The organism is Nitrosomonas sp. Nm34 (genome assembly GCF_900113925.1).
GTDB lineage: Bacteria > Pseudomonadota > Gammaproteobacteria > Burkholderiales > Nitrosomonadaceae > Nitrosomonas.
In genome coordinates, this window is the sequence record NZ_FORD01000008.1 from 55514 (window position 1) to 79128 (window position 23615).

The following is a 23615-nucleotide window of genomic DNA, read 5'->3' on the forward strand; positions in this document are numbered from 1 at the left end:
TAAAATCGTTATATTCATATAATCTCGTCTGCGTACAAAATAATTTGTTTTATCCTTGTGTGTAAGCTGATTATCTCTATCTTACAGCCATACTTCATTGAATACTGGTTGCAATGCATTCATCACATCTTGAGAAATGATATTGCCTTCACCGCTTGGCACCTTATACGAAGACATGGCGGAAACTAACTGATCAACATGTTCCTTCAATAAGGAGGAAGAGTCAGCAGTGATCTGATCCAATTGGTAAGTGTTACCGCTATACCAGTTAGTTATTGTTAATTGATCATCTGTGCCTGCTATATTTATCTGTAAGTTGCTCCCATTGCGGCTGAACCAAAGATTTTCAAAAGACACCTCAGTAATTCTTAAAACATCAAAACTTTTTACATCGGTATCATAATTATTGATAGTATCTTTCCCATCGGCAATTTTGAACAAATAAGTGTCGTTGCCGGCATCGCCTGTCAGAAAATCGTTGGCACCTGCGCCCCCGCTCAGCGTATCATCTCCAGCACCACCATACAGCATATCAGTGCCGTCACCTCCTTCCAGCACGTCGTTGCCATCACTTCCGGAGAGGGTATCATTACCCGCACCACCCAATAAGGTATCATTGCCTGCCGCGCCATTCAGGCTATCATTGCCTTCCAGGCCGTCAATCGTATCATTGCTGGCAAAGCCGGTGAGGTTGTCAGCTCCTGCCGTACCCTGCAGTACTTTCTGTTTGACGGTGGTAACGTCCCAGCTGGTGCCATCACTGAACTCAATGGCATCCAGGACATAAGGGCCCACTCCATCCTGGTGAAAGTAGCTGTTGACGGTGATTCTTTCGCCGGTACTAGTCAGGGTCAGGTAGAGACTGCTGCTATCACGGCTTACTAAAATATCACCAGGATTGATCCCTTGCATAAAGCGCAACACATCATGGCGGCCCACACCAGTGTCATAGTTATTGATGCTGGTGCTGCCATCTCCGGCAGCAAATAAATAGGTATCATTGCCGGCATCGCCTGTCAGGGAATCGTTGGCACCTGCGCCCCCGCTCAGCGTATCATCTCCAGCACCACCATACAGCATATCAGTGCCGTCGCCTCCTTCCAGCATGTCGTTGCCATTACCACCAGACAGAGTGTCGTTACCCGCAGCACCCAATAAGGTATCGTTGCCTGCCGCGCCATTCAGGTTATCGTTGCCTTCCAGGCCGTCAATCGTATCATTGCTGGCAAAGCCGGTGAGGTTGTCAGCTCCGCTCGTCCCTTGCAGCGTTTTCTGCTTAACGGTGGACACATCCCAGCTGGTACCATCACTGAACTCAATCGCATCCAGGACATAAGGACCCATTCCATCCTGGTAAAAGTAGCTGTTGACGGTGATTCTTTCGCCGGTACTAGTCAGGGTCAGGTAGAGACTGCTGCTATCACGGCTTACTAAAATATCACCAGGATTGATCCCTTGCATAAAGCGCAACACATCATGGCGGCCCACACCAGTGTCATAGTTATTGATGCTGGTGTTGCCATCTCCGGCAGCAAATAAATAGGTATCATTGCCGGCATCGCCTGTCAGAAAATCGTTGGCACCTGCGCCCCCGCTCAGCGTATCATCTCCAGCACCACCATACAGCATATCAGTGCCGTCATCTCCTTCCAGCATGTCATTGCCATTACCACCAGACAGAGTGTCGTTACCCGCACCACCCAATAAGGTATCATTGCCTGCCGCGCCATTCAGGTTATCGTTGCCTTCCAGGCCGTCAATCGTATCGTTGCTGGCAAAGCCGGTGAGGTTGTCAGCTCCTGTCGTGCCCTGCAGTACTTTCTGTTTGACAGTGGTGACATCCCAGCTGGTACCATCACTGAACTCAATCGCATCCAGGACATAAGGGCCGGCTCCATCCTGGTAAAAGTAGCTGCCGACAGTAATTTTTTCGCCGGTACTAGTCAGAGTCAGGTAGAGATTGCTGCTATCACGCGTTACAGCTACCTCGCCAGGATTGATCCCTTGCATAAAGTGCAACACATCATGGCGGCCCACACCAGTGTCATAGTTATTGATGCTGGTATTGCCTTCGCCAGCGGCAAATAAATAGGTGTCGTTGCCGGCATCGCCTGTCAGAGAGTCGTTGGCACCTGCGCCCCCGCTCAGCGTGTCATCTCCGCTGCCACCATACAGCATGTCAGTGCCGTCGCCCCCTTCCAGCACGTCGCTGCCATTACCGCCAGACAGAGTATCATTACCCGCACCACCCAATAAGGTATCGTTGCCTGCCGCGCCATTCAGGTTATCGTTGCCTTCCAAGCCGTCAATCGTATCGTTGCTGGCAAAGCCGGTGAGGTTGTCAGCTCCTGTCGTGCCCTGCAGTACCTTCTGTTTGACGGTGGTGACATCCCAGCTGGTACCATCACTGAACTCAATCGCATCCAGGACATAAGGGCCGGCTCCATCCTGGTAAAAATAACTGCTGACGGTGATTTTTTCACCGGTACCGGTCAGGGTCAAGTAGAGATTGCTGCTATCACGTGTTACAGCTACGTCGCCAGGGTTGATCTCTTCGAGGAAACGAAGCACATCATGGCGGCTAGTACTGGTATCGTAATTATTAATGCTGGTGTTGCCCTCTCCGGCAGCAAATAAATAGGTGTCATTGCCGGCATCGCCTGTCAGAGAGTCGTTGGCACCTGCGCCCCCGCTCAGCGTATCATCTCCAGCACCACCATACAGCATATCAGTGCCGTCACCTCCTTCCAGCATGTCGTTGCCATTGCCGCCAGACAGCGTGTCGTTACCAGCCAGACCACTCATCGAGTCATTGCTGGCAAAGCCGGTGAGGTTGTCAGCTCCGCTCGTCCCCTGCAGTGTTTTCTGCTTAACGGTGGCCACATCCCAGCTGGTGCCATCACTGAACTCAACCGCATCCAGGGCATAAGGGCCGGCTCCATCCTGGTAAAAGTAGCTGTGGACGGTGATTTTCTCGCCGGTGCTCTGCAAGGTCAGGTAGAGATTGCTACTATCACGGCTTACAGCTACCTCGCCAGGATTGATCCCTTGCATAAAGCGCAACACATCATAGCGGCCCACGCCTGTGTCATAGTTATTGATACTGGTGTGGCCTTCGCCAGCAGCAAATAAATAGGTGTCGTTGCCGGCATCGCCTGTCAGAGAGTCGTTGGCACCTGCGCCCCCGCTCAGCGTGTCATCTCCGCTGCCGCCATACAGCACGTCAGTACCGTCGCCTCCTTCCAGCATGTCGTTGCCATTGCCGCCAGACAGCGTGTCATTGCCAGCCAGACCACTCATCGAGTCATTGCTGGCAAAGCCGGTGAGGTTGTCAGCCTTGCTCGTGCCCTGCAGTGTTTTCTGCTTAACGGTGGCCACATCCCAGCTGGTGCCATCACTGAACTCAATCGCATCCAGGACATAAGGGCCGGCTCCATCCTGGTAAAAGTAGCTGTGGACGGTGATTTTCTCGCCGGTGCTCTGCAAGGTCAGGTAGAGATTGCTGCCATCGCGTGTTACAGCTACCTCGCCAGGGTTGATCCCTTCAAGGAAACGAAGCACATCATGGCGACCCACGCTGGTGTCGTAGTTATTGATGCTGGTATGGCCTTCGCCAGCGGCAAATAAATAGGTATCGTTGCCGGCATCACCTGTCAGAGAATCGTTGGCACCGGCGCCCCCGCTCAGCGTATCATCTCCAGCACCACCATACAGCATATCAGTGCCGTCACCTCCTTCCAGCATGTCATTGCCATTACCACCAGACAGAGTGTCATTGCCAGCCAGACCGTTCATTGTGTCATTGCTGGCAAAGCCGGTGAGGTTGTCAGCCTTGCTCGTGCCCTGCAGCGTTTTCTGTTTCACGGCGGCCACATCCCAGCTGGTGCCATCACTGAACTCAATCGCATCCAGGACATAAGGGCCGGCTCCATCCTGGTAAAAGTAGCTGTGGACGGTGATTTTTTCACCAGTACCAGCCAGGGTCAGGTAGAGATTACTGCTATCACGGCTTACTAATACATCGCCAGGAGTGATCCCTTGCATAAAGCGCAACACATCATGGCGGCCCACACCAGTGTCATAGTTATTGATGCTGGTGTGGCCTTCGCCGGCGGCAAATAAATAGGTATCGTTGCCGGCATCGCCTGTCAGAGAATCGTTGGCACCTGCCCCTCCGCTCAGCGTATCATCTCCAGCACCACCATACAGCATATCAGTACCGTCGCCTCCTTCCAGCACGTCGTTGCCATTGCCGCCAGACAGCGTGTCGTTGCCAGCCAGACCGTTCATTGTGTCATTGCTGGCAAAGCCGGTGAGGTTGTCAACTCCGCTCGTCCCCTGCAGTGTTTTCTGCTTAACGGTGGCCACATCCCAGCTGGTGCCATCACTGAACTCAATCGCATCCAGGACATAAGGGTCGGCTCCATCCTGGTAAAAGTAGCTGTGGACGGTGATTTTTTCACCAGTACCAGCCAGGGTCAGGTAGAGATTACTGCTATCACGGCTTACTAATACATCGCCAGGAGTGATCCCTTGCATAAAGCGCAACACATCATGGCGGCCCACACCAGTGTCATAGTTATTGATGCTGGTGTGGCCTTCGCCGGCGGCAAATAAATAGGTATCGTTGCCGGCATCGCCTGTCAGAGAGTCGTTGGCACCTGCGCCCCCGCTCAGCGTGTCATCTCCGCTACCACCATACAGCATGTCAGTACCGTCGCCTCCTTCCAGCACATCGTTGCCATTGCCGCCAGACAGCGTGTCATTGCCAGCCAGACCGTTCATTGTGTCATTGCTGGCAAAGCCGGTGAGGTTGTCAGCCTTGCTCGTGCCCTGCAGCGTTTTCTGCTTAACGGTGGCCACATCCCAGCTGGTGCCATCACTGAACTCAATCGCACCCAGGACATAAGGGCCGGCTCCATCCTGGTAAAAGTAGCTGTGGACGGTGATTTTTTCCCCAGTACCGGCCAGGATCAGGCAGAGATTGCTGCTATCACGTGTTACAGCTACCTCGCCAGGATTGATCCCTTGCATAAAGCGCAACACATCATGGCGACCCACGCTGGTGTCATAGTTATTGATGCTGGTGTTGCCCTCTCCGGCAGCAAATAAATAGGTGTCATTGCCGGCATCGCCTGTCAGGGAATCGTTGGTACCTGCGCCCCCGCTCAGCGTATCATCTCCGCTGCCACCATACAGCATGTCAGTGCCGTCACCTCCTTCCAGCATGTCGTTGCCATTGCCGCCAGACAGCGTGTCATTGCCAGCCAGACCGTTCATTGTGTCATTGCTGGCAAAGCCGGTGAGGTTGTCAGCTCCTGTCGTGCCCTGCAGTACTTTCTGTTTGACGGTGGTGACATCCCATCTGGTACCATCACTGAACTCAATCGCATCCAAGACATAAGGGCCGGCTCCATCCTGGTAAAAATAACTGCTGACGGTGATTTTTTCACCGGTACCGGTCAGGGTCAAGTAGAGATTGCTGCTATCACGCGTTACAGCTACCTCGCCAGGATTGATCCCTTGCATAAAGCGCAACACATCATGGCGGCCCACGCCTGTGTCATAGTTATTGATACTGGTGTGGCCTTCGCCAGCAGCAAATAAATAGGTATCATTGCCGGCATCGCCTGTCAGAGAATCGTTGGCACCTGCCCCGCCGCTCAGCGTGTCATCTCCGCTGCCGCCATACAGCATGTCAGTACCGTCGCCTCCTTCCAGCACGTCGTTACCATTGCCGCCAGACAGCGTGTCATTGCCAGCCAGACCGTTCATTGTGTCATTGCTGGCAAAGCCGGTGAGGTTGTCAGCTCCGCTCGTCCCTTGCAGCGTTTTCTGCTTAACGGTGGCCACATCCCAGCTGGTACCATCACTGAACTCAATCGCATCCAGGACATAAGGGCCCATTCCATCCTGGTAAAAGTAGCTGTTGACGGTGATTCTTTCGCCGGTACTAGTCAGGGTCAGGTAGAGACTGCTGCTATCACGCGTTACAGCTACCTCGCCAGGATTGATCCCTTGCATAAAGCGCAACACATCATGGCGGCCCACACCAGTGTCATAGTTATTGATGCTGGTGTTGCCTTCGCCAGCAGCAAATAAATAGGTGTCGTTGCCGGCATCACCTGCCAGAGAGTCGTTGGCACCTGCGCCCCCGCTCAGCGTGTCATCTCCGCTGCCGCCATACAGCATGTCAGTGCCGTCGCCTCCTTCCAGCACATCGTTGCCATTACCGCCAGACAGAGTGTCATTGCCAGCCAGACCACTCATCGAGTCATTGCTGGCAAAGCCGATGAGGTTGTCAGCCCCGCTCGTCCCCTGCAGCGTTTTCTGCTTAACGGTGGTCACATCCCAGCTGGTGCCATCACTGAACTCAATGGCATCCAGGACATAAGGGCCGGCTCCATCCTGGTAAAAGTAGTTGCTGACAGTAATTTTTTCGCCAGTACTAGTCAGGGTCAGGTAGAGATTGCTGCTATTACGTGTTACAGCTACCTCGCCAGGATTAATCCCTTCGAGGAAACGAAGCACATCATGGCGACCCACGCTGGTGTCGTAGTTATTGATGCTGGTGTGGCCCTCTCCAGCAGCAAATAAATAGGTGTCGTTGCCAGCATCGCCTGTCAGAGAATCGTTGGCACCGGCGCCCCCGCTCAGCGTATCATCTCCAGCACCACCATACAGCATATCAGTGCCGTCACTTCCGTCCAGCATGTCGTTGCCATCGCTTCCGGAGAGGGTATCATCACCCGCACCACCCAGTAAGGTATCGTTGCCTGCCGCGCCATTCAAGCTGTCGTTGCCTTCCAGGCCATCAATCGTATCATTGCTGGCAAAGCCGGTGAGGTTGTCAGCTCCCACCGTGCCCTGCAGTACTTTCTGTTTGACGGTGGCAACATCCCAGCTGATGCCATCACTGAACTCAATCGCATCCAGGACATAAGGACCCACTCCATCCTGGTAAAAGTAGTTGCTAACGGTAATTTTTTCGCTGGTACTAGTCAGGGTCAGGTAGAGATTGCTGCTATCGCGCGTCACAACCACCTCGCCAGGATTAATTCCCTCCATAAATTGCAGCACATCATAGCTTGTGCCTGTGTCATTGTTATCAATGGAAGTATTACCGTCGCCAGCAGCAAAGAGATAAGTATCGTTACCGTTATCACCTCTCAGGTGATCGTTTTCCCCCGTGCCACCACGCAAGATATCGTCACCATCACCCCCCATCAATAGATCGCGACCACTACCACCTTGAAGAATATCATTACCACTACTGCCAGCAAGAGTGTCATTCCCAGCACCACCATTTAGCATATCGTTACCGGTATAGCCGTTTAATACTATATCGCTTGGTTCGCTAAAAATGATGTCATCTTTACTACCGGCAGAGGTATCCCGTTCGATAATACTCACATTCAAATCCTGCAGGATGACATCTGCTTGCTTACCACCGACGCCTTCATCAATCCAATTTCGCAACAAATCAAGGCCATTCCAGCCATTTTGGGACAATATATGTCCCGCATATTTGTTCAGTTTGATTAAGTCTGCCAATGCAGAAACAGGATCTACCACTTTTTGATTATTAAGCAAAGAGTTCACCCTAGAAAAATCTACAGAAACTCCTGCCGTTTCAGTCACATTCAGGGTAATCTCATTCAAGTATGGTGAAAGGCGCGTCTGCAAGACAAGACTTCCATATACACATTCATATAATATACGAAAAACATTGTCTAAAGCCATTTTTTCCTTAATTAGTTATTTTGTTACTCACATAATTACTCACAACTCTGCAATGCACTCTACTTTTTAAGGTGAATTTATCTCACTAGGAACCATCTTGAGTTATTGCTTAGAATTTACATCATAAAAAATTCTTGTATTTAAGTGGAACAACAAAATAAATTGCCATTAATGCTGTTCAATGATGAATTCATTGCCAAAGCATTATTTAGTGTTAACCAGATAATGGAGTATTGTTATACTGATGAAGTTAAGTACGTGAAGTTAACTTATGCACCTTATCGCTTTGTTTTCCGCCATTCCCAAGGTGGAACTTGCTGAGCTTCAGGTAATCTCCATAACCCTACTCTTTTTTTCCTAGCTTGTTTTTCCAAAGCATAGAGGTTTTGATCTCTAGCATACTTCCGATATACCCAAGCTGCACCGATTTTTACCATTTCTGCATTGACATCGATATCATCTATATAGACACGCCCAACTTTACGACCATAGCGATCAGTGTCTTTTACTTTGACGATTACAGTTTTACCGAAGACAATTCTAGATAATTCCTGCTTAGCGCGAGTACCGTAAGGTTGTGCTGATTCTGGTGTATCAATCTCAGCTAGCCGTACCCTGATTTGCTGTTTTTGGTCATCAAGGATAGTTATAGTGTCTCCGTCAGATACACCGACTACTCGTCCAATGTATTCCTGGGCTATTGCAGAAAACGGTAAAAGAACAAGGTACAGTAAGAATAGAAATAGAAATGCTTTTGAATTTACCATGGTCACTAATTTCATCAAATTCGTATTATTTAATCTTTATGCAAAATTTTTATAATCGGTTCTATCTTGAATTAAGGTAGCCTTATCTCAATTTTACTTTTTTCCTGCCAGCAATAATACTGAACCCAAAAAGGTAGATGGATTTAGTCAAGCAATTGATAGATTAATAAAGAAAATTAAGATTGATCTGGGCGGAAATTGAATCCGGAATCCCATTCCAGCTACTTGGCTTTCTATTTTTCTAATTAACCATATACCCACTCGTCATAACTGTAAGTTGACTTTTCCTTACGCAGACTTACAATCTCCATAAGAGCAATCTTACTGGTAGTTCAGTTCAACAAGTTTTATCCGTTGCCGATAAAACAGTGGTTATTACAAACTCGCGGAAGGTTACGGATTAATGCTATTTTTTTAAACCAAAGGGGAAGTCATGAAGACATTTAACGTTTATAAGCATCCGACTTATGGTATTGAAGCTGTAAAAGTCGGTTTTTCCTGGCCTGCATTTTTTTTCGGCTTTTTTTGGCTGTTGGTAAAGAAGTTATGGGGGTTAGCTGGATTATGGTTCGCCGCATATATCGTGTTTGCCCTAATCGAAACAGTCACAGGCCAATCGGGAGAAGGCGATGCTCAGGCACTCGTTTACCTAATTCTTGCTGCTGGCTATTTCGCGCTTTGGTTAATTCCTGCGTTCAAAGGCAACAAATGGAGACAAGAAAATCTGTCAAAACGTGGTTACGAACAACTTGCTACCATTCAAGCTGAAACTCCCGATGCGGCTATTGCTCAAGTCGCTAAACTTGCTACCGTCCAAGCTGAAACTTCCGATGTGGCTATTGCTCAAGTCGCTAAATAGGCCTAATACTGATACTGTGCTTCAAGGAGACGCTTCGCTGGCAAAACAGCTAGGCGTTCCTGATAACGTAAACTACATTAAGGAAAATCTATGTCAATACTCCTACTCACAATGTCGCAAGCGCTCATACTAGGAATAGGATTCGGAATTGGATTTTTCTTTAATAAAGTAAATATAAAACCTTGGAGGGTATTTTTGGGTTTATTATCAGGATTCGCTATAAGTTGGTCGATTGGTGTAATTATGTGGGCGTATATTGCTTCTTTTTTAAACCCAAATGCTGACATACCAAGTATTGTTATTGATGGAATTTCTAGATTCTTTTTATTTTCAGTGATAGGTGCAAGTGTGGGAGTCTACTATGGTAGACAAAAGGCAAAACAGCAAAACTTAAAGCAAATTTAGATGAGTTTCAATCTTAAAGGAGTAAAAGCAGAAAGCGATATTGGGATTCTATATAATATTGTTGGTTTTATTGTTGTTCAATGGGGATTTGCAGAACAATCGCTTGATCTTATGGTTGCAAATATCTTTCATTATTTCGATGGTCATGTTTTACTTAAAAATCGACCGATAAATCTGGGTTCAAAGCTTAAATTCTTAAAAGAATGCTTTAATAAGATTCCAGAGCTTACTGAATTCCGTAAAGAGAGTGAAGAGCTTTTTCTACGATTTGAAAATGCAGGAATAAAGAGAAATGATATTGTTCATGGTGCCATATTAGACATCACAAAGAAAGATGGGGCATTTATGTTTTTAAAGATTGATGTAAAACCAACGAAATATCACAGCCAGCGTTTAGTTCTACTCACCGAATCAGAATGGCCAGTATTCCAAAAAGAATTATTAGATTTAGGGAGAGATGGGCAATCTTTCACACACATGATCTGGAATAGATTTAAAGTGTAAGCATAATGTCTTAGTTAATTCCGACATGATTTGTTTCTTTCTATAGAAACCTTTGTGAGTTCAAAGATATATCAAAGGAAAGCTACTAGAATGACTTGTGAAGTCTATAGATGTTCGTGGTTCTAAGGGAAAATCTAAATTAAAAATCTTCATATTTTTGCTTCGACTTTACCATTAAAGCCATTTTTTTTGGCGCAGTAAATTGTATTGCACTAAAAGTAGTTTTTTCATCTATTTTTATATTAACTGTATACTCAACTGAGCGTATATCGTTGTTTGCCCTCGCGAATAACTCTTCGGCATTAGCTGATGATTTTGCTAGAGTATCAAAAATTTCTTTTTCAATGAAAAATATTTTCAAATTTCCACTAGCTAAACCTCGCCGCTCGATATCGTTTACGTTTTTAAGAATTGTAGCTTTATCATTTTTTTAAACTGAATTAATGTATCAATTTTTTCATTGCCACTTACAAGTTGGATAATCTGAAATTTAGATTTAAGTGCGTTGAGAAGTTTCATATATTTTTCTTCGGTAAATTCCGAGAAAAGCACTACCGATACTAATTTATCATCAAAAAATCGAAAACCTAACAACACTTCCATTTCAAAAAATTTTTCTCCATCTAAACATAATGCCCCTTTTTCAATAACTTCTGAGCAATCATAAACATTAGTGTTTTTTTGTAAATCTAATTTTGACATTCCAAATTTATAGTTTTTATAAAGCTGAACGGGATTATTAGCTAATGCTGATTTTGTTATAAAAGCCATTAAAACTAAAACTAACAAGATAATGTTCTTCATTGTATTTTCCATGTAATTAGTTTCATGTAATTTTAGAAACTGGACAGATTGTTAAGGAATTGACTGGCTTACATCAATTGAAATTGAATAACTTAAATTAATTAAGCTCATATCTATTATTTAATTAGAATGTGACAATAGCATTAATTGTAAAACATATAGATATATTTTGTGATTTCATACATTACTTTTGTAGTTTTTTGATTTTTCTATGATGTACTATTTAATCACCCTTTAGTTACATTTGCCCACATGATTGTATCTAATAAAGAAATATTTACTAGGCTCTGCTTGCATTTCATACATATTGACGAAAATTTAGTTCCATTTTGTACATAAATGTATAGCAGAATAAAATTGAGCGAAGAGCAATGATTACTAATTATAGTTTAGGTGGTAAACCAACAGATTGATTGCTATGGTGGAGTTTGATAGTTAAAAAAGAATTCAATCAGGCATATAAAAACTGGAGTTGAAATGAAATACACTGACTTCAATAAAAGAGAAACAATAGACAGAAGAAATTTGTAATCTTGCTGTTTGCTTGATTCAAAAAATTAATGAACTCAAGAATAGTTACTACATATGATTCTTGAGATTTATAATGATTTGTATTGATATGTAATGAAATGATTACTTTTTCCTATTATATAGGTGAAGTAATAGTTTCGTTTAAATGTATATTAAAACAATTAGTTAAATTAGCTAGTTCATTTGTAACTCAACATCTGACACTAATTCACAAATAACATTTGAGCAAATTGATGGATACTATTTCAATCTCTTTTATAATTTGGAATCTTATTAGATGTCATAAGCATTTTATGACTAGTGCAAATTCTTTATTAAGATCTAAGGAAGATTAATTGAAAAAAATTTTTATTATATTTCTTGCTATGCTTCTTGCGGGGTTTGGTCCAATTTTACCTGGGTTTGGCCCAAAGTTACCTAAATGTGGAGACAATGAAGTTTCAAATTTATTGAAACAGATTTTGGCAGAGCAAATTTTTGAAAATGAAAACGAAAGAGCAAAAGCTGTAAAACAGATTTCGATCAACAATATTGAAACAATTCAGATTGATGAGAGGCTCAATAAGAATCAGTGTTCTGCTATTTTTAAATGGAAATTAAATGATCAAACTATAAAAATAATTGATGCGCTTAATAATCCTTCCAAAGAGACTGGTCGGGCTTTATTTGTCGGTCTCTTAAAAAATGATCCTGCTACAAATTTTATAGCACATCTTAGCGGAAAAAATTTATCTGATGCAGATTTAAAAGAATTGGATAAAGAGTATGTTAAATTGTCTTTGAATAATGATACTTATTCAACTCTTTTTATGGCAGTTAGAACAAATATCAACAATATATTTGAAGAGAGCCCGGTAAATTTAAAAAATAATATAATTTCACTTAGTAATAAAAAAATATTCTATACAGTCAGAATGAGTGAAGATCCTGATTTAAAGAATAAATATCTTGTTGAAGTGGCTTTTCCAAGCCAATCAATTGAAACAATTATTCAAATGGAATCACTAAAATTAATTGAAGCAGATGGCAAAAAAACACTTGATGCGATTGAAACAGTATCAGAACTATCTCCTACTCCAGCACTTACAATTGATCAAGCACTAGCCGTTGAATCTATAGTTACTCCAACTCAAAAATCTGTCTCTCCAACTGTACCAGCAACTTTAGAACCGATTGACAACACTCCCTTTGCACCAAGCTTTGATTGTACAAAAGCTAGCAACGGCGCAGAAAGGCTAATCTGTTCAGATCGTGATCTTTCTAAGCTTGATGTCGATTTAAGCCAGGTATATCTGAAAATGCGTGATAAAGCATTAGACAAAAACAAATTTAAGGCCAAACAAATTGATTGGATAAAGACATCAAGAAACGCCTGTTCCGATAAGTTTTGCATGGAAAATGCTTACACTCAAAGAATCTCCGAGTTGAATGAATAATACTCATTTCCTTTTTATTCTTAAGAATCGCCTTTTAAAAATTCTTAGTGCTTTTTTCTACTAGATTATTGAATCAAATAGGGACAATAGATATAAAATAATCAATCTTAATTTCTCATTTTTTAAAGAAGAAATACTCTATTGTTTTGTTCAGATTTATTCCTTATTGTAAAAACATGTCTTTTATCTAAAATCTATTTAACATAGATTCCTTGAATTCAAGTTATTTCCACAACTTACTTTCTATTCTTTCAACAGGAAAACATCATGGGATTTTTTGATAAATTATTTGCCAATTCAGTTGCTCAAAAACCAGTTATTGATAACGAACAAGAAGCTTTTATTACCATTATAGCTGCTGCAGCTACTTCTGATGGTGTACTGGAACCAGAAGAATGGGATACGATTGTCGATACGCTTTTCGAAAAAAGAATGTTTGCTAACATTGATTTGAAAGGATTAGTTCGTGAATGTATTAATAACCTGAAAAATTTTGAAAGTCTTGCAGAAGCAGTTAACGATTGCGCTCCTTTAATTAAACCAGAAAACAGAAACATGGTTTTTTCAGTTGCTGTAGACATCGTTTTGATTGATGGTTCTATTAGTCCACAAGAGCAACAAATTATTGAGCATTTGAAAGAACAATTAGCTATTTCTGATGATTTTGCCACGAAAGCTGTAGAAGTGATGCTGGCAAGAAATTATGGCAACGCAAAATAAGTAAAATTAACTTCGGCAAAGCCAATAAACTTTTTCTACTAATCTAAAGGTAAGATAAATTATCAGCATTCTTATCTTAACGGAATGCTGATAAAGTAATACTATCTAATCTCAACTATCGACATACCATTCCGATAGGCATGATCAAGATCACCTAAAAAGACTCCATTAAGCGTGTATCTGCTAGCATGATCTGGAGAAAAATTAACAATGATTTCTAGTGGTTCGTAAAAGAATCCATTGATCAGTCGTTCTCGATTTTTATATTCACTTAATGCAACTTTAATATAATCTTCAGGTTGGATATCATCTGTAAACTCAATACGTTTATGGCGGCCAGCATCAGTTAGCCCTGCCATAGTAATTGAACGAGGGCGGCCATTCATATCTGTGCGAACAATAGCATGAGGCTTAAAACTTGCACGCCAAGCCGCTTCCCACGCATCCCTTTCATCTTGTTTAGTTTGTTCAATCGCTTGCTGAATAGCATCTTCTGGAAGTTCAAGAGCATTTGGCAATTTCTCGATTAACCCACGACTAGATTTAAAGTCTCCAACAAATAATTCCATTAATCGACGTATCCCATTATTGTAGGTGCTGTACCCTGCTCTTCTGATCAATTCTTTTGTATCTATTCCAAGTTCCTCGCAACGAGAATTTACAAGTTCTTCAATACGCGTAACCTCCATCATAGCTCCCCATAAATTTAGAAACCATACTCAAATTGAATGGAATGAGACAACTGTATATTAATAAAATCTCTACTAATACATATATATTGTTATTTTTTAATAATATTTAGCAATAAATAAGACAAATATATTATTTCCTATTTTTAATGATAAAATCATAAAATATGACATTAGATTATTTTTGATTGTTAAAGTTCCCCAGGAGAACAAATCAAATGCTGGCGTGGGGCTGTTAACATCTCCAAATTTTTAGATCAATCTCATCGTAGTTCTAAGAATAAGTATGACTTTTGAATTTTTCTGCTTTCTGAAAACATAAAATTTTAAAAAAACAACAACGTAGAAGGGGGGGTTAACTTTGAAATATTCATCTCATTTATCTTTAGCGTCATTTTGTGCCGCGCTCATTTTATCTGGCTGTGCTACCAAAGGAGAAGAATACCAAGCAAACGTTTTCAAAGCTGGACAGGTAAATCAAGCGCAGGAAGTCAAAACGATTGAAATTATGATGATTCAAGAGGCAAAAATTGAAGTTGATAATGCTGAAGCTAAGAAACAGGCACAGGTTATCGGCGGGATATTGGGTGCCGTTGGAGGCGGTGTTGGTACTAGCTTAGCTACTAAAAACAATGGTTTGGCCACTGCTGGTGGCGTTGTAGGGGGAAGTGCTGCAGGAGCAGCTGTTGGTTCTTTAGTTTCTGATAAAGCTTTAGTTGCTGGCGTTAACCTGACTTATAAAGATTCTTCAGGAAAAATCATGAATTCAGCTCAAGTTGGCAGATTGTGTGAATACAAACAAGGCACAGCTATGGTGATTTCATCCCAAGCGAATGAAACAAGAATTCAGCCGAACAATCCAAGTGGTTGTACAAAAGGGTAATAAGATGCTGAAAGAGGGATTTACCTTACTTTCATTCCTAGCTAGCACAACGTCATTTGCTAATGATCTAGATTTTGCTCTGAATGCTGTTAAATCTCAGCAACAGCAATATAACAATGAGCAAGAAGCTATTAGGCTAGATTTACAACGTCAAGAAAATATGCGCGCTGAAAAAGCAGCGGCTCAGGCAAAAGCTGAACGGGCGGCTGCTGAAGCAAAAGCAGAAAAAGCTGCAGCAGAAGCTAGAGCCCAACATAAAGCAGCAAAGGCAAAAGCTGAAGCCGAGGCAAATGCTAAACGCCAAGCTATTGATGCAGATAAAAAACGAGATCAAGCATATGAAGATGAGTTGCGTAAAATGGATTTAGAGGAAAGACGTATTGCATTGGAAGAGAAAAAAGCAAAGGCAGCCAGAGCAAATGATTACATCGATGCTGAGCTAGGTCGACACAAAGCTGAAACTGATGTGGTTAAATCCGCTGCAGATGCTAAACGTAATGTTTCGGAAGGAACCAAGGAAATGCTGATTGGTGTAGGCAAAGGTGCCGAAGCAGATGGTAAGAATTGGTTTAAGTAAACTTAGTCAAGCAAAGGTTCATCCGTAATTGCGCATATTGGTTTACATATGCATTTGCCGGATGAACCACTAACGATACTATAAATCATACAATTAACTCATATTTCTTAGTACCGATATTAAAGAACATAGTAATTTCAATCATCTAACACAACCTTAAATTCCTTAATTCCCATTTTTTTCATCCATCTCTCAACTCCTGCAATCCTGACAAACTGTCTTATCTCTCCCCTCTTCGCTTGTAAGCGATAGCCATCCACACCATTATTTTTGAATTCAATTTCCCATTTCTCTCTATCAACCTGTCTCACAACAAAATCACTTAGCTTCTGAGAAATACTCCCAGGAGTTCGTTGTCGTTCCAATTGATCTGCAATATCCCCCTCCCTAAGCGTCCTAGGTAGATGTTTAGGAAACCCACTCACTTTCTTACCCCGATTAAATCAAAAAAAATAATTAGAAAAAAAGTTTCCCAAAAGTTAATTATTGGGAAATAAACAGTAATGTATCTTAATAAATATTAATAGAAGAAAAAAAATCTTCTGAACTTCATTAATACTTATAAGGAATATAAATGAGTAAATTTATTCGGTTGGATCAAGTAAAAACGATAACTGGTTTATCTCGCAGTTCAATATATCAGTTTATAAAAGATGGAAAATTTCCATCCCAAGTAAAGCTTGGGGCTAGATCTGTAGCATGGGTTGCCAGTGAAATTGAGGAATGGATGTCCTCTTGCATTGCAAAAAGAGGCAATCCTTAAAATTCGTGGAAATGCCTGAATAAGGCAATGAGTAATTATTTTTATTATGAGTTTTCGGTGAGCACTATGCACAAAAAAGAAACCAGAGAACTTTGAGAGTACTCTGGCTCACAAGAAAATATTTCCTCGATAAAAATATTTATAAAAGTTTTGTGAGCTAAATCTTTAAGGTTCTCTTATTAGAAATAATTTTTAAAAAGAGAAATAAAAAAGCAATGAAAGATATTAAAAATAAATCACAAATCACTTTCACAAAATTTACTGATGCTGAAAAGAGAACAGCCAAATCTTATGACCTATTAGATGGCGAACTGATCAAAATAGCGAATGGGAATTTCTGGAACGGGTCATTTAGAACCATCAACATAAACTATACAGAATTACCAGATTATATTAATTCAATGATACCTGGAGAATTTTTAATCCAGGGTGTACACCAATCTTTGTCTGAAGGTAATTGCCCAGGGGATGCTACGCGATTAAAGAAAATTTTTCCATTTACTAATAAACCAGGAATACTCTGTATAGATTCTGATTCAGTTCAAAAAATGAATATTAATTCACTTGATGAACTGAATGACGTATTGGGCAAAATAGATCCTTGTTTAAAAGGTGCGTTCAAAGTGATGTCAACATCAGCAAGTAGCCATATTTTTGTCAATGACCAAGAAAAAAATGGCTTACGAGGGGTACATACTTATATTCCAATAAATACCACAAAAAATAATAAAGATATTTTAGAGATCTTACATGTTCGTTCAGTTATTGCCGGTTACTGTTATCCAAAAATAACTAAAGCTGGAATAGTCAAAATTTATTCTCTAGTTGATAAAGCATTATGTACCAGCAATCAACCCATATTTGAAGGTGGGGCGATTCTAAAAAATGATTCAATTAGTCAGAAAAAGTTTATTGAAACATTCGATGGCAATATGCTCTCAACAAATTCTATTTCACCATTAACTCAAGAAGAACATGAAATTTATGAAAAAATAACAGAGGAATTAAAAGGTAGCGTTGCAGAAGAAGCTCAAAAAATTCGTCAACAATTTATTAATCAATCCTCAATTAACATGAGAGAAAAGATAAAAAATTTAACGAAAAGCAATGCTGCAGCTATTATTGATCATGCTCTTACCAGACATGAATTATATGGTCAATTTTCGATTCTTCTGGAAATAGGTGAAGAAATTACAGTCCAGAATATTATTGATAATCCCATGAAATATCATCAAATGGCATGTGCGCACCCATTAGATCAATCTATTTTTGGTAAATCTGTGATTTATTCCAATCAAGATAAACCTGCCATTCATACTTTCGCACACGGTGGCGAAACATTTTCTTTATGTTCAAATTATGAAGAACCAGTATTAGCAGATTGGGAAGTGAAATTAAATGAGCATGTGAATTCTTTCAATCAAACGCATGCTCAAGTAATGTTGGGTGGTAAGCACAAAATTATGAGAACTGTATCGGAAAATGCTCATTATGAATCCAGAATTTCTTACGAGTTCATTGATCAGTCAGAACTTAAGAAAATCTATGCGAATGATCAAATCCAAGTTGGAGAAAAAGTAGTCCGTAGTAATATTGTTCCGGTTATGAAAGATAAAATCACTGCATGGGCAGAACATAAAAATTGCAGTGTCTATCGAAAAGGTGTTCGTTTTGCACCAGGCAAAAATCTACCTAAGGATTATTTCAATACTTGGCGAGGGTTCGCAGTAGAACCTTTGAAAGGAGCCAATATCGATATTGTAAAAAATCATATTGAGCAAATTATTTGTGGCAATGATCCTGTATCAATTGAATATTTTTATAATTGGATTGCCTGTACGATGCAATATCCAAATAAACCTATTGGCTCTGCAATCGTTCTTCGGGGTGAGAAAGGTACAGGAAAAGGCACAATCGGACATTTTCTTAGAAAAATCTGGGGGAATCATGGTACCCATATTAGTAACCCTCAGCATTTTATTGGAAAATTTAATGCTCACTTGGAAAACATCTGTTTTTTATTTGCAGATGAAGCATTTTACTCTGGTAACAAATCACATGAAGGTATATTAAAGGCACTAATTACAGAACCAACTTTAATAATCGAAAGAAAAGGTATTGATGCAATTAGTCAACCAAATTTCTTAAAAGTATTTATGGTCACGAATAGTGATTACGCTGTTCCAGCCACTAAGGATGAGCGCAGGTATTGTGTATTAGATGTTGCAAATACACGAATTGGAGATAAAAAATATTTTGATGCTTTGAATGCTGCCTGTACTGATAAGGCAGTACAATCTACTTTCTTTTATGAAATGTTGAATCGTGATATTAGTAATTTTAATGTCACTGCAATTCCAGAATCTCAAGGATTAAAGGATCAGAGATTGTATTCACTTAAATCACCTGGAAAATGGCTTGTTGACTCATTTACCCAAGGTTATTTTAGTATTTCCAATTTTGATGAATATGAATGTAAAACTTGGAAAAATGAAGTTTCTTCAGCACATCTATATAAAAGCTACAAATTTTGGTGCGATTCACAAAAACTGGGTCAATATGATATAGAAACTCAAAATACACTTGGCAGATATTTGACAAAACTTTTTAAAAATCAAAAAATAAAAAGTGATGTCCGAGGATATTATTTTGGCACATTAAGTGAGGCTATTGCAGCATTTGAGAAATACGAGAAAGTGAATCTTGATATTGATCTTGAGGCAGAAAAGGGACAAGTTGAGTTAGATCAAATGGATGACTGCTCTAGTAGTATTTTAGAAGTAGAAATGGCTGTTTCACAGATTGATAGGTTTGGGTTTATTGATTTTAGTGCCAATGCACAAGCCAATGTTAGTTATACGGCTAATTGTTTGAATTAATAATAGACACATAAAAAATCATTAGACACATTATTATGATGCAATATCTAATGTGTCTAGTGTAACTTTATGATTTTTATAAAATAATACACTTAAGACACATTAGACACATTATTTTCTGATTTTTCAACTTGTGCGCGCTTGCTTGTATATGTGCGTGATACGTTATCTTTATTTTATTTTTTTCCTAGAAATTAATAAAAATGTGTCTAATGTGTCTTTCTGTCTAGAATCAATATTCATAAGGGTTTCAGACAAGACACATTTTTGAACTATTCTAAAGAATATGTCTTTGTGTCTAGAATTTTAAAATTCTATTAGAACAAGTAATAACACATCACGCACGCGCGCATTTTCTTGAGAATGTGGCTACAGAGAGCACTATCTGAACTTTTCAGCTATATCAATTTAAGAGAATGATTTCCTGTAACAAAAGCCATTGAAAGCATTGATAGATAGCAAAATAAAAGGGATGAACCAGCAGTTGATGCTGTTTATCACTTAGATGTTTTCTTTTTTGGAAGCGTACTATGTTCTATACTTCTCTTTTAATATTGATCTTCTTTAATATCCTTTTTTTCTTGAGAATGTCTTCCAAAAACTGTTTCCAGTGCGGGAAGTTTTTCTTCACTAGATAAGGAATACCCTTCAAAAACAGTTTCTAAGCCAGAAAGTTTCTGCTTCTCTTTTGACTTCTCTTTAAACTCTTTCGATGTTACTTCTTTAGTCATTCAATAGCCCCTCTTTTATTACGTGATAACCCAAGTACTTCCGATCTTGAGAAACACACTGTCAAATAAGAATGTAGGAAATGCGCACTTGACATTCTGAAATAATCCACACCCCTTTTCTAAAGATATCCTGCATCTATCATAATTATTTGAATAGTCAATCTATAAATTTATAATATTAAATATTTGATTATTAATAATAATTTTATTTGTATAAAATTTAATCGATCTAATAAAAGTTGTTACAAATAACCCTCTTAGCAACAATATTTACAGATTACCCACAAAGTTATCCACAGAAATTGTGGAAAAGTAAGCATAAGGTTAAAGACAGGCAGCACAAACAAAGCATAGTGCTAGCATACAAAATAAAAGCAGATAAAAAAGAAAAGCCGCGTATCTGTAATTAATATCGCGGCTATTGCAGGATTCCTTGTTGTGAAATTTAGATATTTTTTGCTAGTTACTTCCTACTTCAATTTAAAGTTTACAGTTTATTCAGTTCTTAAACTGAGATCTCGTTTTTGTTGATCCTGAGCCATTTTGTGGTGAATGGCCGCTTCTTTTAAATTCTCTTCAATAGAATTCTCTAAATGTCGCATATTAGCCCAAGTATGTGACCGGAAGCTTTGCCCTTTTCTTCCATAGTAGTAATTATGTCTTTCATATTCCGCAAGTTGCTCTTTTTTCGCCTGTAGCTTTGCTTTCATCTCTTTAGCCACATCTTCGTAATGTTTAGCCACAGCATCATGATCATTAGGGTCCATGAAAGGTTGATTCGCAACAACTTCTCCATCACTCAAAGTACTCGCTAAAGGATTCATTTGAGCACAGCCAGACAAGAAAACAACTGTCAAAATTGTTATAAAGATGGTCAACTTTTTCATCTTAACGTCTCCATCCGATTATTTTAATTTAACTCCATTTCGCTATATAAAGTACTTATCAAATTTATGCATAACTAGTCCATTAAGAATAACCACATTAATAGTGCGTTCTTTGCAGGCAACAATCCTATGGCCAACTTGGCTCTCCAACATAGCCCTTCATTTAACAATTCTAGACGATTAATTTTAATATTATTCATAATAAGATTATGGTTATTAATACTTTAACCCTACTCATCGCGCCAGTATATAAATTCTTATATTGAATAATATCCACATAAATTACAAAAAATAAGTAAGAAAAAAAGAAATAAATTGTTTCTTAAATAGACACAAATAAATTGGATCTATATTGATGCTATAGACCATGTGATGTGGAATAAAAAACAAAATAAATAATTCTGTAGTTAGCGCCAGAACTACTTTTAATTTATAAAGGAGAATAGTTGCGAAGTAATATAGAAACTTTTAAATAACGTTTTATAAGCGTAATAAAAATGCTATGGGAAAGAAAACTGAAACAAAGAAAGTTGAAATTAAGTGGCTAAACCAGCCAGAAGGCCATAACTTCAGTGCTGCTTTATCCTATTTGAGTTTGATTTACGATGAGAAGACGGCCGCTAATTATGTGAAGAGTCTAGAGAAAGCAATGCTTGCAGAATTCCAAGCTAAAGATATCTTCAGAGCATCTACTTTGCCATTACTTGGTATAAGCAATATTCATGTCAAAAGAGATATTCAAAAAATACAATTAGCTGAAAAGTTATCTCCTCTTCTCCTGGTGAGGGATTCAAATAATGGAAAAGTTATTATTGCAGATGGCTACCATCGATTATGTGCAATATATTCTTATGATGAAGATGTAATCGTTCCATGTTTAATTGCGTAACCTGTCAATGCGTTAACAACAATAGAGTTATAGACACTAGGCATTATACGAGGCCATCCATTTCCTGTAATAAGTGGAAGAAATGTTATCTTAACAAGGATAATTCTGGGTAATTCTGTATAAATGATATGTGTGCTGATTTAATCATAATACCAAGTTGCAATAGGTAGTGTTTCCCTCTTTGCCTTCCATTTCATACTTGCATATTATGAAATGATGAACTCCATATTTGACAGCAAATACTACTTAACAACCTGCACAGTTTTCAATACCACTTCTGTCATCGAATTAACCTGAGGACAGGTAGATATGCTTGTAGTTGAATAATTTAGCAAGATTTCAGTTAAAGTCGCGCATTAGTATGAAGTAATTTCATAAAATTGAACAAAAAATAAATCTTTTAGTCTATTTTTTATAAACGTTATGACCGAGAGCAGAAATTATGAAACTTTTTAAGAAGATACCAAACCCAAGAGAAATTCGGCAAAATCTTGGTCTTAATCAGTTGGAATTTTGGAGTAAGGTAGGCGTAACTCAAAGTGGGGGCTCAAGGTACGAAAGTGGGCGAGAAATGCCCAAAGCCGTCAGAGAATTGGTACGCTTAATGCATATTGATCGGATTGATTTGACAAAAGTTAAACGAGAAGATCTGATTGTGGCCGCAATGTTAAAAGCACAGCATCCTGACCTGTACAAAAGCCTGAAAAAATCAGCAAAGGTTTCCACTTAGCACCAGTAAGAAGAGTTGTTCTATGTCTTTTTGAAAAATTCATGCTATCAGCTTATAAAATAACTGATGATGTAGTGTGAGAATATCTTTAATGCAATAACCGGAAGCTAGATATTTCTAGATATATAGTTGAATGCGTTCTATTAAGACCAAAATCAATCATTTAGTTTCGACTCAGCTTTTTGCTTGATTACCCCTCAAAGCTAAATTTTATCTGCTGAGAAAATGGTTTTCGTCCTGACTAATTCAGAGTAGATACAAACCTTAAGTTATAATTTACCTATAAAAAAGACCAATACTAAAATCAATATTGGTCTTGTCAGAGTTTAGAATACCTTAGGTTACAGCTAAAGTAACTTACGCTAGAACTCTAGGTGAGGAATATCTTTTATTTTTAAAGATACTACTAATTGCAGCAATTATCCAATATCCCAGAAAGAATAATGCGCCTGTAGGCATATCCACTAATAAAATCAAACTGACTGAAGCTAAAACACTCAGCAAAACAAGAGAGAGGGTTATTACTGAGTTTCTGCTAACTTCATGCGTTTTCATTTCTAACTCTCCAATATATTAATTTATCAATATTGCTTTTGTTAACTATTAGAAGATATCCATCACAAAAAGTTCACATAATATTAACAAATAATTTATATATATCGAGTTGTGTTGACCATCTAATCTAATCCTAATATTTCTTTCAGTATTTTTAGTTGATTTTTATTTATTCAATAATTACACCTAAATTATTATTTTTTAAAATATTGGAAATTCTCCTTTTGGCATGCGCTTGTGATTGTATTATTAAAGACACACTT

20 protein-coding genes are annotated in these 23615 nt (G+C 39.6%); 11 read left to right on the forward strand and 9 right to left on the reverse strand.

Features of this window, described 5'->3' with window-relative positions; translation table 11 throughout:
* Positions 1-81: 81 nt before the first annotated feature.
* Positions 82-7743, reverse strand: coding sequence for a calcium-binding protein (locus BM283_RS19865; protein WP_139225197.1), 7662 nt, complete (start codon positions 7741-7743; stop codon positions 82-84).
* 278 nt (positions 7744-8021) lie between these two features.
* The gene (locus BM283_RS05390; protein WP_254776201.1) at positions 8022-8525 is read right to left on the reverse strand and encodes a thermonuclease family protein; all 504 of its coding nucleotides are present in this window, start codon (positions 8523-8525) and stop codon (positions 8022-8024) included.
* 418 nt (positions 8526-8943) lie between these two features.
* On the opposite strand from BM283_RS05390, the gene BM283_RS05395 reads away from it, so the two are divergent.
* The 3 genes from BM283_RS05395 to BM283_RS05405 all read left to right on the forward strand — a co-directional run bounded on the left by BM283_RS05395 (position 8944) and on the right by BM283_RS05405 (position 10278).
* Positions 8944-9369 carry a DUF2628 domain-containing protein gene (locus tag BM283_RS05395; RefSeq protein WP_090690490.1) on the forward strand — a complete coding sequence of 142 codons (426 nt, stop codon included), beginning with the start codon at positions 8944-8946 and terminating at the stop codon, positions 9367-9369.
* Positions 9370-9459: 90 nt separating this feature from the next.
* Complete coding sequence (locus BM283_RS05400; protein WP_090690493.1) at positions 9460-9774, forward strand: hypothetical protein; 315 nt, start codon at positions 9460-9462, stop codon at positions 9772-9774.
* Entirely contained in the window at positions 9775-10278 is a 504-nt protein-coding gene (locus BM283_RS05405) for a hypothetical protein (RefSeq protein ID WP_090690496.1), read from the forward strand.
* Positions 10279-10417: 139 nt separating this feature from the next.
* Here BM283_RS05405 and BM283_RS05410 read toward each other — a convergent pair whose 3' ends face one another.
* A complete protein-coding gene (locus tag BM283_RS05410; RefSeq protein ID WP_090690499.1) occupies positions 10418-10639 on the reverse strand; it encodes a hypothetical protein in 222 nt (73 codons plus the stop codon).
* Between the two features lie 35 nt (positions 10640-10674).
* Positions 10675-11082, reverse strand: coding sequence for a hypothetical protein (locus BM283_RS05415; protein WP_139225198.1), 408 nt, complete (start codon positions 11080-11082; stop codon positions 10675-10677).
* Positions 11083-11948: 866 nt separating this feature from the next.
* On the opposite strand from BM283_RS05415, the gene BM283_RS05420 reads away from it, so the two are divergent.
* A complete protein-coding gene (locus BM283_RS05420) occupies positions 11949-13049 on the forward strand; it encodes a lysozyme inhibitor LprI family protein (protein WP_090690505.1) in 1101 nt (366 codons plus the stop codon).
* 267 nt (positions 13050-13316) lie between these two features.
* Positions 13317-13769, forward strand: a complete 453-nt coding sequence (locus BM283_RS05425) for a tellurite resistance TerB family protein (RefSeq protein WP_090690509.1) — start codon at positions 13317-13319, stop codon at positions 13767-13769.
* A gap of 101 nt (positions 13770-13870) precedes the next feature.
* Here BM283_RS05425 and BM283_RS05430 read toward each other — a convergent pair whose 3' ends face one another.
* A complete protein-coding gene (locus tag BM283_RS05430; protein ID WP_139225199.1) occupies positions 13871-14461 on the reverse strand; it encodes a hypothetical protein in 591 nt (196 codons plus the stop codon).
* 358 nt (positions 14462-14819) lie between these two features.
* Between BM283_RS05430 and BM283_RS05435 the strand changes: the two genes are divergently transcribed.
* Together BM283_RS05435 and BM283_RS05440 are read left to right on the forward strand one after the other, a co-directional pair.
* A complete protein-coding gene (locus tag BM283_RS05435; protein ID WP_090690515.1) occupies positions 14820-15341 on the forward strand; it encodes a hypothetical protein in 522 nt (173 codons plus the stop codon).
* A complete protein-coding gene (locus BM283_RS05440; RefSeq protein ID WP_139225200.1) occupies positions 15292-15918 on the forward strand; it encodes a DUF5384 family protein in 627 nt (208 codons plus the stop codon). Before BM283_RS05435 ends, BM283_RS05440 begins: the two co-directional genes overlap by 50 nt.
* 137 nt (positions 15919-16055) lie before the next feature.
* On the opposite strand, the gene BM283_RS05445 is transcribed toward BM283_RS05440, so the two are convergent.
* Entirely contained in the window at positions 16056-16283 is a 228-nt protein-coding gene (locus BM283_RS05445; protein WP_139225201.1) for a hypothetical protein, read from the reverse strand.
* Positions 16284-16492: 209 nt separating this feature from the next.
* On the opposite strand from BM283_RS05445, the gene BM283_RS05450 reads away from it, so the two are divergent.
* Both BM283_RS05450 and BM283_RS05455 read left to right on the forward strand, forming a co-directional pair.
* On the forward strand, positions 16493-16681 hold the full coding sequence (locus BM283_RS05450) for an AlpA family transcriptional regulator (RefSeq protein ID WP_090690524.1): 189 nt from the start codon (positions 16493-16495) through the stop codon (positions 16679-16681).
* Between the two features lie 215 nt (positions 16682-16896).
* Positions 16897-19560, forward strand: a complete 2664-nt coding sequence (locus tag BM283_RS05455) for a DUF5906 domain-containing protein (RefSeq protein ID WP_090690528.1) — start codon at positions 16897-16899, stop codon at positions 19558-19560.
* Positions 19561-20108: 548 nt separating this feature from the next.
* Here BM283_RS05455 and BM283_RS05460 read toward each other — a convergent pair.
* Complete coding sequence (locus BM283_RS05460) at positions 20109-20291, reverse strand: hypothetical protein (protein ID WP_090690532.1); 183 nt, start codon at positions 20289-20291, stop codon at positions 20109-20111.
* 494 nt (positions 20292-20785) lie between these two features.
* Positions 20786-21178, reverse strand: a complete 393-nt coding sequence (locus tag BM283_RS05465; protein WP_090690537.1) for a hypothetical protein — start codon at positions 21176-21178, stop codon at positions 20786-20788.
* A 502-nt stretch (positions 21179-21680) separates the two neighbouring features.
* Between BM283_RS05465 and BM283_RS05470 the strand changes: the two genes are divergently transcribed.
* Positions 21681-22067 carry a hypothetical protein gene (locus BM283_RS05470; protein ID WP_090690541.1) on the forward strand — a complete coding sequence of 129 codons (387 nt, stop codon included), beginning with the start codon at positions 21681-21683 and terminating at the stop codon, positions 22065-22067.
* Between the two features lie 442 nt (positions 22068-22509).
* On the forward strand, positions 22510-22797 hold the full coding sequence (locus BM283_RS05475) for a helix-turn-helix domain-containing protein (protein ID WP_090690544.1): 288 nt from the start codon (positions 22510-22512) through the stop codon (positions 22795-22797).
* 357 nt (positions 22798-23154) lie between these two features.
* Here BM283_RS05475 and BM283_RS17970 read toward each other — a convergent pair whose 3' ends face one another.
* Positions 23155-23352: a hypothetical protein gene (locus BM283_RS17970; RefSeq protein ID WP_139225202.1), complete on the reverse strand. Its 198-nt coding sequence runs from the start codon at positions 23350-23352 to the stop codon at positions 23155-23157.
* Positions 23353-23615 lie beyond the last annotated feature (263 nt).